The organism is Aerococcus sp. 150760013-2, assembly GCF_053627715.1.
Genome location: NZ_JBSEYI010000002.1, coordinates 49,986 through 63,255, shown reverse-complemented (window position 1 = coordinate 63,255; position 13,270 = coordinate 49,986). Strand labels below are relative to the sequence as shown.

Annotated in this window: 12 protein-coding genes; 5 read left to right on the top strand and 7 right to left on the bottom strand. The window is 38.4% G+C overall.

All coding sequences use genetic code 11. The features are described from left to right. Positions 1 to 92: 92 nt before the first annotated feature. From ACUW85_RS01545 to ACUW85_RS01530, 4 genes are all read right to left on the bottom strand, one after another. Positions 93 to 320, bottom strand: a complete 228-nt coding sequence (locus ACUW85_RS01545) for a YkuJ family protein (RefSeq protein WP_016897683.1) — start codon at positions 318 to 320, stop codon at positions 93 to 95. Positions 321 to 456: 136 nt separating this feature from the next. Next, positions 457 to 1,713: a glycosyltransferase gene (locus tag ACUW85_RS01540; protein WP_016897684.1), complete on the bottom strand. Its 1,257-nt coding sequence runs from the start codon at positions 1,711 to 1,713 to the stop codon at positions 457 to 459. A 211-nt stretch (positions 1,714 to 1,924) separates the two neighbouring features. After that, positions 1,925 to 3,658, bottom strand: coding sequence for a phosphoenolpyruvate--protein phosphotransferase (gene ptsP, locus ACUW85_RS01535; RefSeq protein ID WP_029315811.1), 1,734 nt, complete (start codon positions 3,656 to 3,658; stop codon positions 1,925 to 1,927). Position 3,659: 1 nt separating this feature from the next. Next, positions 3,660 to 3,926, bottom strand: a complete 267-nt coding sequence (locus ACUW85_RS01530) for a phosphocarrier protein HPr (protein WP_016897686.1) — start codon at positions 3,924 to 3,926, stop codon at positions 3,660 to 3,662. A gap of 321 nt (positions 3,927 to 4,247) precedes the next feature. Here ACUW85_RS01530 and ACUW85_RS01525 point away from each other — a divergent pair, with 321 nt between their 5' ends. Beyond that, entirely contained in the window at positions 4,248 to 6,482 is a 2,235-nt protein-coding gene (locus ACUW85_RS01525; RefSeq protein WP_182023053.1) for an ATP-dependent Clp protease ATP-binding subunit, read from the top strand. 70 nt (positions 6,483 to 6,552) lie between these two features. On the opposite strand, the gene ACUW85_RS01520 is transcribed toward ACUW85_RS01525, so the two are convergent. After that, positions 6,553 to 7,569: a YeiH family protein gene (locus ACUW85_RS01520; RefSeq protein WP_165696180.1), complete on the bottom strand. Its 1,017-nt coding sequence runs from the start codon at positions 7,567 to 7,569 to the stop codon at positions 6,553 to 6,555. A gap of 109 nt (positions 7,570 to 7,678) precedes the next feature. Between ACUW85_RS01520 and ACUW85_RS01515 the strand changes: the two genes are divergently transcribed. Then, positions 7,679 to 8,563: a LysR family transcriptional regulator gene (locus ACUW85_RS01515; protein WP_048726653.1), complete on the top strand. Its 885-nt coding sequence runs from the start codon at positions 7,679 to 7,681 to the stop codon at positions 8,561 to 8,563. Between the two features lie 171 nt (positions 8,564 to 8,734). Here the strand turns inward: ACUW85_RS01515 and ACUW85_RS01510 are convergent, their stop codons facing one another. Further along, positions 8,735 to 10,309, bottom strand: coding sequence for a peptide chain release factor 3 (locus tag ACUW85_RS01510; protein ID WP_048726656.1), 1,575 nt, complete (start codon positions 10,307 to 10,309; stop codon positions 8,735 to 8,737). Positions 10,310 to 10,539: 230 nt separating this feature from the next. On the opposite strand from ACUW85_RS01510, the gene ACUW85_RS01505 reads away from it, so the two are divergent. Beyond that, positions 10,540 to 10,992, top strand: coding sequence for a GNAT family N-acetyltransferase (locus tag ACUW85_RS01505; protein ID WP_016897691.1), 453 nt, complete (start codon positions 10,540 to 10,542; stop codon positions 10,990 to 10,992). A gap of 262 nt (positions 10,993 to 11,254) precedes the next feature. Next, positions 11,255 to 11,548, top strand: coding sequence for a hypothetical protein (locus ACUW85_RS01500; protein WP_157850735.1), 294 nt, complete (start codon positions 11,255 to 11,257; stop codon positions 11,546 to 11,548). Between the two features lie 255 nt (positions 11,549 to 11,803). Here ACUW85_RS01500 and yghU read toward each other — a convergent pair whose 3' ends face one another. After that, positions 11,804 to 12,604 carry a glutathione-dependent disulfide-bond oxidoreductase gene (gene yghU / locus ACUW85_RS01495; RefSeq protein ID WP_048726661.1) on the bottom strand — a complete coding sequence of 267 codons (801 nt, stop codon included), beginning with the start codon at positions 12,602 to 12,604 and terminating at the stop codon, positions 11,804 to 11,806. A 160-nt stretch (positions 12,605 to 12,764) separates the two neighbouring features. On the opposite strand from yghU, the gene ndk reads away from it, so the two are divergent. After that, positions 12,765 to 13,178 (top strand): nucleoside-diphosphate kinase, encoded by a 414-nt coding sequence (ndk, locus tag ACUW85_RS01490; protein ID WP_048726665.1) that lies wholly within the window; start codon positions 12,765 to 12,767, stop codon positions 13,176 to 13,178. The last annotated feature ends 92 nt before the right edge of the window (positions 13,179 to 13,270 follow it).

Below are 13,270 nucleotides of genomic sequence, written 5' to 3'. Positions count from 1 at the left end.
ATCGTGATGCCACGACCCTCTATACGACACAGAATGTCTGCCATATTGGTAGTTCTAGTAGGTCACCCTACAATTTCAACTGCATTGGTTAATTATTGAATTAACTCGTAGATTTCCATTGCGACTAAATCAATGTCATCAAATTGGAAAGTTTCGTTGATTGTTAAGTCCTCTAATTCAAAACTTTCAGACTCTTTGTTAAAGCGTACAATACACTTCTCAACGCCCTCTTTTTCAAAACGACGTACTTCGATTTCTGAGTCATCAGAAAGCATCGCTTTTAATCGGGTAATAATTGCTTCTAATCGAGATGATTGCATAATAATCTCCTTTCGCCTTCTTATCTTTGTCATTTTAACACTCTTTGGGTGAATAAAAAACCTTTAAGTGCATAAGAAATGAATTAATTTCAGCAAAGCCTTTTCATTGAAAAATGACGGCCCGTATTAAGGCTGACTATTCATCTTTTCTGCGAATATAGAAAGACGGAAAGTACTTGCTGGTCCACTTCAAGGGCTTATGCAATTCTGCAAAAGAAGAAGATAGGTAAACACTTCGGCCAATTAGATTTCTCGGTTTCTCTGACTGCAATTCAATCATGTACTGATAAATATGGTACAAGTCTTCATAGAAAGCGTCCGCCGACACATGGTAAATCAATGGCGCTAGCCCTTCTGTTAATGTAGATTGCGTAGCTGCAATAGCCTTCACAGATTGCGGAAAGTCTGTCACTTCGGTTAATAAATGACCGAACGTTGCAATATCTTCAAGGGCCGCTAGATAAGGCGTCTTCATGGCAATCACCGGTAAATGGTTGGTGATGGCTTCAATAAAGGTTAAGCCTTGCGTTTCTGAAGTTGATAAATTCACATAAACATCCGCCGCTTGGTACAAGACGTTGACTTGGTCATGAGCCACGAAGCCTGGGAAAACGACTTTATCCGTCAAGTTCAGTTCGGCTGTTAACGCTTTTAACTCTTTTAATTGTGGCCCGTCTCCAGCAAGTAATAACTTTGCATTCGGAATATCCGCTAGCACCTGAGGGAACTGCTCGATAATCGCGATTAAGTTTTTTTCTTCAGCAATACGGTTAATCGATAATAGTAAATACTCATCTTGTGCAATACCCCAGCTTTGTCTAAAGTTTTTTAAGACATCTTGGTCAATTTTCTTAGGTAACTTTACCCCGGTTGCCAAGACATGAATAGGTTTTTGAATTTGATAGTCTCGTAAAACATCTTTCATCTGACCGCTAGGTGAAATGACCAAATCAGCTTGATCACAGAAAAGTTTAGACAAATGAACGACCGTTTTTCGAGAAATTAATTTGCCGTTCAAAATATAATGGAGGTATTTCTCATACCAAGTGTGGTAAGTGTGCACTAGTGGAATCCTCATATAGCGCGCTACGCTTACCCCCATCAACCCCATAGAAAACTCCGTTTGGGAATGGACGATATCAATTTCTAACTCTTTACATTTACGGTAAATCGATGCAAAAGAAGGAATCGCCACTCGTCTATCCTTGAAGAACAGAAAAGGAACTGATTCATAGCGAAAGACATGGTCTTCAATTTCTGCCTTTGGATCAGATGTCGTAAAGATATAGACTTGATGTCCGTTATCCTCAAACGTTTCTTTTAATGTTTGAATTGATGTAGCGACCCCACTTACTTGTGGAAAGTAGGTATCGGTAAAGATCGCGATATTCATCTAAACACTCCTTAGATGCCCTTTTTGTTTTAATCCTGTCATATATCCTATCATAACAGAAAAATTGTAATTAAAAAATCACCTGAAGGCAACTTAATTGTAAAGAATACGATAAGGAATCTGTTTGCTTTGGTTTGTTACTAAGACGATGAGAAAACCCCACCAAAATCCATGATCTCAGTGAGGTTTTCAGTATGTTTATTTGAAATGATTATAAGTCAGCTAATTCAGGAACTGCTGCTTTAATTAAAGCTTCAGCTTCGTCTGAAGAAGTTGCTTCCGTAACCACTTTGTTGGCTAATTCAGCCATTTCGTTTGAATCTAATTTAGAAATTAATGATCTGATTTTCAGTACAGAAGATGCAGACATAGAGAATTCATCTAAGCCCATACCTACTAATAATGGGGCAGCCATTGGTTCACCGGCCACTTCACCACACATACCAGTCCATTTACCTTCTTTATGACTAGCATCGATAACGTTTTTAATTAATCGTAATACAGATGGGTTAAATGGTTGGTACAGGTATGAAACGTGTTCGTTCATACGGTCAGCCGCCATTGTATATTGGATTAAGTCATTAGTACCGATAGAGAAGAAGTCAACTTCTTTAGCGAATTGATCAGCAATCACAGCGGCTGCTGGGATTTCGATCATGATACCCACTTGGATGTCATCCGCAACTTCAACACCTTCTGATTCTAATTTAGCTTTTTCTTCCTCGTAAATTGCTTTCGCAGCGCGGAATTCAGGTAAATTAGAAATCATCGGGAACATGATGCGTAATGAACCGTATACAGACGCACGTAATAAAGCACGTAATTGTACACGTAATAATTCAGGTTGGTTTAATCCGATACGGATTGCACGATAACCTAAGAATGGGTTCATTTCTTCTGGTAATTGTAAGTAAGGTAAGTGTTTGTCCCCACCGATGTCCATTGTACGAACAACGACTGGATGACCATTCATACCTTCTAAAACAACTTTGTAAGATTCGAATTGCTCATCTTCAGTTGGCATTTCGTCTGAATCCATGTATAAGAATTCAGTACGGTATAAACCAATTGCTTCAGCACCGTTTGAATGTACACCTTCTAAATCTTTTGGCGTACCGATGTTGGCAGCGATTTCGAATTTCTTGCCGTCTTTAGTTAAAGTCTCAGCGTCTTTAAGTTTTTCCCACTCAGCTTTACGAGCTAAGAAGTCAGCAGCAATTTTTTCGTACTCTGCGATTGTTGCGTCGTCAGGATTTACAATAACATCACCGTTTAAACCATCAACAATGACAGTGTCACCGTCATTAATTTCTTTAGAAACATTACCAGTCCCTACAACCGCTGCAATTTCCAATGAACGAGACATAATCGCTGAATGTGACGTACGTCCACCGATATCAGTCGCAAAACCTTTAACAAATTGGCGGTTCAATTGTGCAGTATCACTTGGCGTTAAGTCATAAGCCACAACAACCACTTCTTCATCAATTGTTGAAAGGTCAGGGATTTTAACACCTAATAAATGTGCTACTAAACGATCAGTAACATCTTTGATGTCAGCTGCACGTTCTTGCATATAAGGGTTGTCTTCCATACCTTTGAAGATTTCGATGTAGAAGTCAGCTGTTTGACGAACAGCAGATTCTGCATTCAATGTTTCATCATCAATTTTTTGGGTGTAAGCTTGCTGCAATTCCGGATCTTCAAGGACCATTAAATGCGCGTCAAAGACTTGCGCTTCCTCTTCTGACAAGGATTTAGCTGCAACCGCTTTAATTTTTTCGATTTCTACTTTTGAGTCGGCTATAGCTTTTGCTAAGCGTTCTTTTTCTTGTTGTGAATCATTAGATTTTGAAATTTCAAAACTTAAATCAGGTTCTTCAACTAAGAACGCTTTAGCGATGGCAATGCCATCGCTAGCCGCGATTCCTGTTAATTTTGTCATATTATTCTGATAACCCTTCATTTTTCATAGTGTCAGCAATTGTTTGGATTGCTTCTTCTTCGTCATCACCTTCAGCAGTGATTACAACGTCAGAACCTTGACCTACACCTAAAGACATTACGCCCATGATAGATTTCAAGTTTACAGATTTACCTTTGTATTCTAAGTTAATATCTGAGTTAAACTTGCTTGCAGATTGCACCAATAAAGTTGCAGGACGTGCGTGGATACCAGTTTCAGCTGTAATGTTAAATTCTTGTTTTTTCATAATCAAAAATCTCCTTTAAAATGTTTTATTCATACCTTTATAAATAGGCAAGAGTTATTATAGCTTATCTATTTGCAAAGTAAAACGTCACAAACTAGACTATACCACAATTAGAAAACTCTTTCACTTATAATTTACCAAAAAAATAGCGTTTCCACAAGGTTTTTCACTTGGATAGCACATGAATTATTTTGGTTGAGACCTTTTAGTTGAAAGTCAAAATTGGTCAGAGTATAATAGAGTTATTAGCAGTTATATTGAAATGCTGCGAATTAAAAATTGCAAGCAACCCCCTTAGCATTAAATAAAGGAAGTGTTTATATGTTATGTCAAAACTGTGGCGAACGCGACGCCGTCATTCATGTATACGCAAATGTGAATGGCCGACGTGAAGCAGTGAACCTCTGCCAAACATGCTACTCACAGCTATCTCAAGGTAAACAAACCAATAATTTAAATAACAACAACAGTAACGGTAACAACCCCTTTGGTGGCTATAACTTTGATGACTTATTACGTCAAATGCAACAACAAGGCTTTTCTACTAATTCGCAAAATAAAGCGCAAGCTCAAGCTGGCCAAGGTGGCAACAATGACGATTCTATCTTAGGCAATTACGGGACCAACTTGACTGACCAAGCTAAAGCTGGTTTAATCGACCCAATTATCGGTCGTGACGATGAAATTATCCGAGTGATTGAAATCCTGAACCGTCGGACAAAAAACAATCCTGTTCTAATTGGTGAACCAGGTGTTGGTAAAACAGCGGTTGTCGAAGGACTCGCTCAAAAAATTGTTGAGCACGCTGTACCGGAAAAATTGCGCAACAAAGAAGTCATCCAATTAGATGTTGCTTCGCTTGTTCAAGGGACTGGTATCCGCGGTCAATTCGAAGAAAAAATGCAACAATTAATGAATGAAGTCCGTGAAAATAAAAATATCATTCTATTTATAGATGAAATTCATGAAATTGTCGGCGCTGGTTCAACCGAAGGCGGCTCACTAGATGCTGGTAATATTCTAAAACCAGCCCTAGCCCGTGGAGAACTCCAATTAGTGGGTGCTACTACTTTAAATGAATTTAGAAAAATCGAAAAAGATGGCGCCCTAGCCCGTCGTCTACAACAAGTCATGGTAGCTGAACCTTCTGTAGAGGAAACCCTTGAAATTATTAAAGGTATTCAAGAAAAATACGAAGGTTTCCATAACGTGAAATATAGTGATGAAGCGATTGAAGCGACTGTCCGTTTATCTGACCGGTATATAACTGACCGCCAATTACCAGATAAAGCCATCGATTTATTAGATGAATCTGGTTCTAAAATGAACTTAACTATTCCATTCTTAGACCGTGAATCCTTGAAAAATCAAATTGATGAATTAACCAAACTAAAAGAAATGGCCACAGAAGCAGAAGATTACGAGAAAGCAGCCTACTACCGTGACCAATTAAATAAATACCAAGGCATGTATGATAGCAACCAAAATGTGACTGAAAAGACCCCAACGGTTACTGCTAGCGACATCCAAGCGATTATCGAAACCAAAACCGGTATTCCTGTTTCAGACTTGCAAGAATCTGAGCAAAACCAGTTAATCAACCTAGACGAAAACTTGAAACAACACGTCATTGGTCAAGACGATGCTGTAGAACACATTGCTAAAGCCATCCGCCGTAATCGCGTTGGTTTGAGCCGTCAAGACCGTCCGATCGGATCTTTCATGTTCGTCGGGCCAACTGGTGTTGGTAAGACTGAATTAGCTCGTCAATTGGCCATCCAATTATTTGGTCGCAAAGAAGCCTTAGTCCGTTTTGATATGTCCGAATACATGGAAAAGCATGCCGTGTCTAAACTGATCGGTTCACCTCCAGGATACGTGGGCTACGATGAAGCTGGCCAATTAACTGAACAAGTACGACGTCAGCCATATTCAATCATCCTATTAGATGAAATTGAAAAAGCCCATCCAGATGTCTTAAATATCTTCCTACAAATTATGGAAGACGGTCGTTTAACAGATGCCCAAGGACGGACTGTATCCTTTAAAGATACCCTAATCATCATGACATCAAATGCCGGTTCAGATAGCGTGGAAGCAAGTGTTGGTTTCGGGGCAAGCAAACAAGGTAAACAACAAAGTATCATGAACAAGATCGGTGACTACTTTAAACCTGAATTCTTGAACCGTTTCGATGCGATTATCGAATTCCAACCGCTAACTAAAGCAGAATTGATTGTGATTGTTGACCTACTATTAGACAACATGAACAACTTATTAGCCAACCAAGACATCCATGTAAATGTTGATGACAAGGTCAAAGAACGGTTAGTTGAACTTGGCTATGATGCAAAACTTGGTGCTCGCCCATTAAGACGTGTCATCCAAAGTCAAATCGAAGACCAAGTTGCTGATACCTATCTAAAAAACAGTGATATTCACGAAATTAATTTCACAACAAATACTGACGACGAAATTGTAGTAAGTGTCAGTGAAAATGAAAATGAAAATAAAAATTCATCAAACTTAGAATCAGACGATAGTACAACTAAATAAACAAAAAAAGGAATTGTGGCTTCATTGCTACAATTCTTTTTTTTTATAAACAATACTTATTCTTTTATCGTTAGAAATGCTTTGTTAGAAATAGAACAACAATGGCAACAACGACAACAAGTGAATCAACTATAAAACCTAGAATCATCGGCTTAGGACCAATTTTTTTAATATCTTTAAAGCTAGTCGTTAATCCAATTGCAGATAAGGCCATGATCATGCTGAATTTTGATGCACTAGAAATAGATGGCGCAATCGCATTCGGTATAATGCCAATGCTTCGCAAAGCCACAACGACTAGAAATAAAATGATGAAATACGGAAATATTTTTCGTAAATCGACAGGTGTATGGGATTCTGTTCCCTGTGCCTTATTTTCTAGCCGTTCATTAATAACAGAGAAAATTAGCACATATGGGATGATGAATAGCGTACGTGTTAGTTTTACAATAACCGCTACGTTCCCACCAAGTTGTGAGAAAGCATAACCAGCAGCTACTACAGAAGAGGTATCATTCACCGCAGTACCAATCCAATGACCATACCCTGTATCAGACATCCCCAGCGCAATCCCTATCCATGGAAAAATAATTACTGTAATAATATCAAAGATAAAGGTAGCAGAAATTGCATAAGTAATATCTTCATGTTTCGCCTTTATAACAGGTCCAACCGCTGCAACCGCTGATCCTCCGCAGATTGCTGTACTCACTGCTAATAAGTTTGTTAGCTTCCAATTTATCCCAAAAAACTTACCAATCAAGTTACCTACACCAAAGGCTGTCAACATTGTAAATATCATTAAAAAAAGTGCATATTTTCCAACATCCCACACTTCAGCAAAGTTCAGATTCACGCCCATCAAAATAATTCCTAATCGTAAGATTTTCTTTGATGAAAAAGTAACCCCTGAATATAGCTGTTGATGTTTCATGAAGAAAGGATTTAATGCCATCCCAACTAGCAGAGCCATCACAGTCGCACCAATGATATCACCTGGTAATAAGCTACTCAGCACTATGGCTATCACTGCAACTAAGGCACTAAGTGATAAGCCTGGTATTAAATTTTTTCCTTTTTCTATCATAATTCTCCTCCAAATCATTATTCATATCTTGAATATAGCATACGGTTTCCATAAAATATAATTATCATATTTTATATTTACATAAATAATTATTATAAGGATGGTGGATATGCTAGATAATCGTTTACAAACTTTTTTAACCCTTTGTGAGCAAGGGAGTTTTACTAAAACGGCTGAAATCTTAAACATGACTCAACCTGCTGTTTCTCAGCATATACAATATTTAGAACACTACTATCAAATCATTTTAATAGCTGAAAAAGGCAAAAACTTCTCGCTTACTGAAGAAGGTAAAGCTCTTCAACAATATATCAAGTTATTAAAAGCAAATGCTGAACGTATATTGCCACTGCTCCACCGTGTAAAAGATAAGGTTTATCCTCTACACTTTGGTGCAACCCTAACCATTGGTGAATATACTATGCCGCCCATTCTACATCAGATATTTGAAGAAAAACCTGCTACAAATATTTCAATGTTTGTTGAAAACACCCATATTCTACAAGAGATGCTTTGGGACGGTAAGATTGACTTCGCTCTATTAGAGGGCCATTTCAACCAGCAGGAATTTGAACATAAGTTGATTTCAAATGAAGAGTTTATCGCTATCTGTTCGCCTGAAAATATCCTAGCAAAAAAAGCCATTCTTTTAGAAGATTTGCTTGATCAGCAACTTATTTTACGGGAGCCAGGGAGTGGTACACGTGATATTTTAGAACAAGCTTTATATAACCAGAATCTTCATGTTGACGACTTTATTGGTAGAACTCAAATCACAAATATGAATGTCATTAAAGCTTTATGCCATCAAAATATGGGTATCACCTTTATGTACCGTGAAGCTGTGAAAGAAGAATTAGCAACTGGTTATCTTGTTGAAATTCCATTAGTAAACTTTAATATTCAACATCCCTTTAATTTCGTTTACTTAAAGGATGTACCTGACAAACAGCAAATCGAATCTTGGTTTGAAACAATTATGCGTCTAAGATAGTCTTAGTCTTCTATACTCAACAACAATAACAGGCGATATCTATAAATAAATATATGTCATGAGCTATACACGTTACAAACTAAATAAAAAAAGCCACTAAATGATCACAACATAAATTGTCATCGTTTAGTGGTTTTATATTGCTCTTTTCTTGCTATTGAAAACTATTTATTACAGTAAAGTTTCTAAATGCACATCCGGATACTTACCTTGGAACCAGTTCACGGCAAAGTTGTTTTCAAATAGGAAAACAGGATTACCATGGATATCCTTACATAGTAAGTTACGGCTTGAGGACATCTTCGGATCCAACTCTTCTTCAGAAATCCAACGGGCGATTTTATTGCCCATTGGTGACATGTCAACTTCTGAGTTGTATTCATTTAATAAGCGGTATTGGAAAACTTCGAATTGTAGTTGCCCAACAGCACCAATAATATACTCTTCTGAATGCCATGTTCTATAAAGTTGGATGGCACCCTCTTGGACTAATTGTTGCATCCCTTTATGGAATGATTTTTGTTTCATGACATTTTTAGGTGATACTTTCATGAATAATTCCGGTGTAAATTGTGGTAGTGGTGGGAATGATACGGCCTTTTTGCCTGTATAAATGGTATCACCGATTTGGAAGTTCCCTGTATCATACAAACCAATGATATCGCCGGCTACAGCTTTTTCAACGTTCTCTCTTGAATCGGCCATAAATTGGGTTGTATTGTTCAATTTGATTTTCTTGCCAGTACGCGTTACTTTAACATCCATTCCCTCTTCAAAGGCACCTGACACGATACGAACAAAGGCAATCCGGTCACGGTGACGAGGGTCCATGTTGGCTTGGATTTTAAAGATAAAACCAGTTAACTCAGCATCTGTTGGTTCAATTTCTTCCCCTTCTTCAACAGTAGCTACTGCAGAAGGTGCTGGCGCGAAATCAACGAAGGCATCTAGGAAGGTTTGTACACCAAATCCTGTTAAGGCAGATCCAAAGAATACAGGTGTTAATTCACCGGCATCAATGGCTTCTGCATCAAAACCGTTACCAGCTTCACGCATTAATTCTGCGTTTTCCAAGGCTTCGGTATAAATAGATGATTCTTTAAATTTAAAGTCGCCTTCAACTTCACCGTCTTCGTTCAATGGTAGGAAGTCGTTACCACCATTTTCTTCCGGATGGGTTAATTCAACACGGTTGTTGTAGAAATCATATAAACCAAGGAATTGTTTCCCCATACCCATTGGCCAGTTCATTGCATAGGCATCGATGTCTAACACTTCTTCAAGTTCAGCAACTAAGTCCATCGGTTCACGGCCATCACGGTCTAATTTGTTCATGAAGGTGAAAATTGGAATTCCACGCATACGACAAACTTGGAATAATTTCTTAGTTTGAGGCTCGATCCCTTTACCTGAGTCAATTACCATCACGGCCGCATCTACAGCCATCAAAGTACGGTAAGTATCCTCAGAGAAGTCCTCATGTCCTGGGGTATCCACTAGGTTGATTTGGTAACCATCGTAATCTACCTGCATCACTGAAGAGGTAACGGAAATCCCACGTTGTTGCTCAATTTTCATCCAGTCAGACTTGGCGAATTTACCTGATTTTTTCCCTTTAACAGTACCCGCTTGACGGATAGCACCTGAGTATAATAATAATTGTTCTGTAATCGTCGTTTTACCAGCATCCGGGTGGGAAATGATGGCAAAGGTACGGCGTTTTGCTACTTCTTGCGTTAAGTTCATCCTCTTCATCCTTTTTCATTTTTATTATTGATTATGTCTTTCTAATTTGTTGGGCGTATGATTTATATAGCGTGCTAAGCTAAACACACCTCCTGAAATATGCCTTTCTATAATACCACAGACATCAAGTAATTTAAAATTGCAAATCACATAATAATTATTCCCGCTTATGTTATAATGAGTCTATCATTTTTAGCACTAAATTCATTTTTTATTGAAGGAGAAATGGCATGAAGACCGTTTGGACCAATGATATCAATTCAGAGCCCTATAGGGACGCTTTAAAAGTTAGAAAAGAAGTCTTCGTAGACGAACAAGGTATCGATATTGACGAAGAAATCGATAAATACGAAGCAGATTGCTTACATATGGTTGGCTACAATAGCGATAATGAACCCGTTTATACAGCGCGGTTACTCGCCTTAACACCGAATGCAGCCAAATTACAACGTGTAGCAATTGCTCAAAAATATCGTGGCCAAGGATTAGGCCGTGAGTTGATGGCCGTTGTTGAAGCGAAGGCCTTAGAGGAACATTTCTCACAAATCATTTTAGGTGCACAAGAGCATGTAACAGGTTTCTACGAAGCGCTTGGCTATGAAAACATGGATACACCCAAATATATGGACGCAGGCATCATGCATGTCGATATGGAAAAAAGTATCGGTCACGTCAACGAATGACTACTAGACTAAAATAACCCAGCAAAAAGCTGCACCCCTTTGTTAATAAACAGGCGCAGCTTTTTCTGTGTGTCAATTTAAAGGTTAATCCATTTTGCCGAAATGCGCCCCGTTAACTTGCTAACATTTGATACCTACAATTGTATACAGTAAATTTAAGTCAAATTAGTCGGGCCTTTTTTCAAATGAAAATGCGCACTCTCCCTCAGTTGTTTCATCGAAGGATGGTTGTATGCAAATAAACGAACAGGTCCCCTTGTCGATGAGAATCCAGAAAAGTCTTAAAGAATATTTGATTGATTACCTGATCATTATCATTCTACTGGTGATCGTGGCAGTCATTTGTATCATTATCTACGCTGTGATGAGTGGCATCGCTGAAGTTAGCCTCCTTCAATCCAACTTGTTATCCTTCTTTACTAGTGTCTTACCAGTTGTGTTGATTTTCACTTATATGGATTATACAGGTGGTAGTTTCGGCAAAAAGAAAGCCTATATCAAGTTAGTGTTTCAGCAAAAAAACAGTCGCCAAATGCACTGCCTCGAAATATCGTGAAGTTCATCCCTTGGCAACTAGGCCATATGGCGACTATTTCAGAGATATTTTCTAATTACGAATCGCTATCCAACCAAATACTAACGCCCCTATTTCTTGACCCGCTTTTCCTGATTATGGCTATGCGAATCTTCCGTCCAATCAGCCGCCATATTGGGGACTTGATTGCGGGCACTCAAGTAAAATTTGTATAATAACAAAACCCTGTAAAGTCAGATTTCGGTCTAACGATACAGTTTTTTTTTCGTGTCTATTCTACGCTTGGTCTAATGGTTTGTATTCTGCTGCCAAACCACGTTTAACTGCTGGGCGTTCATTGATTCTATTGGCCCATTCAACCACGTTTTTGTATGATTCAGCATCCAAGAATTCTTTAGACCCTTCATATAATTCACCAAGGACTAAACGGCCATACCATGACCAGATTGCGATATCCGCAATCGTATATTCATCACCCGCGATAAAGTCGCGTTCAGCCAATGTTTGATCTAGTAAATCTAAATGACGTTTGGTTTCCATTGTAAAACGGTCAATTGGGTATTTTAATTTTTCAGGTGCGTAACTAAAAAAGTGACCAAAACCACCACCAACATAAGGACCAGCACCGATTTGCCAGAATAACCAGTTCAAGGTTTCTGTACGCCCGTGGATATCTTTAGGTATTAAGTGACCAAATTTTTCAGCTAAATAAAGTAAGATAGAACCTGATTCAAAAACGTTCAAGGCAGGTTCTTGACTTTGGTCTACTAAAGCTGGAATTTTAGAGTTTGGATTGATATCAACAAAATCTGAACCAAATTGATCCCCGTTTCCAATATGAATTAAGAATAGGTCATATTCAGTATTTGACACGCCCAAGTCTTTTAATTCTTCTAGTAGAATAGTAATTTTAATCCCGTTTGGTGTACCCAAAGAATACAACTGTAAATCAGCCTCTCCAACAGGCAGTGTTTGTTCAAAACGGCTACCTGCAGTTGGACGGTTACCACCTAGATTCTTGATTTCTTCAGCTTCATTTTCCCATGTCCATACATTTGGTACAATATACTCGCTCATTTAATCGCTCCTTTTTTAATCCTTACTTGCTTACCTAAATATACCACTGCCCATGTAGTAAAGTTAAATCATTCGCTCATTGAAAGGGTTAAAAATCCGTAAATTACTGGTAAATTTCAGGGAGTTACTTATAATAGTAAATTAAAGGAGGCTTTTCATTATGCCTGAACAAAAAACTTTTATTATGTTGAAACCAGATGTCTTAAAACGCGGCTTGATGGGTGCCATTATCTCGCGTATCGAAGATCAAGATTATTTTATTGAGCGCGCCCAGGTCATGGAATTAGATAAACAAATGGTGGCCCACCACTATGCCCACTTATTGAATGAGGATTTTTACCCTGAGCTTGAATCTTATATGCTTTCTGGCCCAGTCTTTGCTATGGTGGTTACCGGCGATAACGTCATTGATGGGATGCGGAAAATCATAGGTACTACCGACCCACGCGATGCAGCGCCTCATACCATTCGCGCTGATTTCGCCAGAAATGTGACTGAAAATGCCATTCACGGTTCAGACACAGAAGAAAATGCGGCCATTGAAATTACCCGTTTCTTCAATTCATACGAATAGAAAATACACAAAAAGAGTCTACAACAGCCTGCAATCCCCATTATTATATTGGGCATTAGCAAGTTGGTGAGTGCTCTTTTTTCAAATCGTCA

What these genes read in the sequence shown, in the direction of transcription:
- ACUW85_RS01545 (WP_016897683.1), bottom strand. Translation starts at nt 320, where the DNA reads ATGCAATCATCTCGATTAGAAGCAATTATTACCCGATTAAAAGCGATG.
- ACUW85_RS01540 (WP_016897684.1), bottom strand. Translation starts at nt 1,713, where the DNA reads ATGAATATCGCGATCTTTACCGATACCTACTTTCCACAAGTAAGTGGG.
- ptsP (WP_029315811.1), bottom strand. Translation starts at nt 3,658, where the DNA reads ATGACAAAATTAACAGGAATCGCGGCTAGCGATGGCATTGCCATCGCT.
- ACUW85_RS01530 (WP_016897686.1), bottom strand. Translation starts at nt 3,926, where the DNA reads ATGAAAAAACAAGAATTTAACATTACAGCTGAAACTGGTATCCACGCA.
- ACUW85_RS01525 (WP_182023053.1), top strand. Translation starts at nt 4,248, where the DNA reads ATGTTATGTCAAAACTGTGGCGAACGCGACGCCGTCATTCATGTATAC.
- ACUW85_RS01520 (WP_165696180.1), bottom strand. Translation starts at nt 7,569, where the DNA reads ATGATAGAAAAAGGAAAAAATTTAATACCAGGCTTATCACTTAGTGCC.
- ACUW85_RS01515 (WP_048726653.1), top strand. Translation starts at nt 7,679, where the DNA reads ATGCTAGATAATCGTTTACAAACTTTTTTAACCCTTTGTGAGCAAGGG.
- ACUW85_RS01510 (WP_048726656.1), bottom strand. Translation starts at nt 10,309, where the DNA reads ATGAACTTAACGCAAGAAGTAGCAAAACGCCGTACCTTTGCCATCATT.
- ACUW85_RS01505 (WP_016897691.1), top strand. Translation starts at nt 10,540, where the DNA reads ATGAAGACCGTTTGGACCAATGATATCAATTCAGAGCCCTATAGGGAC.
- ACUW85_RS01500 (WP_157850735.1), top strand. Translation starts at nt 11,255, where the DNA reads ATGAGAATCCAGAAAAGTCTTAAAGAATATTTGATTGATTACCTGATC.
- yghU (WP_048726661.1), bottom strand. Translation starts at nt 12,604, where the DNA reads ATGAGCGAGTATATTGTACCAAATGTATGGACATGGGAAAATGAAGCT.
- ndk (WP_048726665.1), top strand. Translation starts at nt 12,765, where the DNA reads ATGCCTGAACAAAAAACTTTTATTATGTTGAAACCAGATGTCTTAAAA.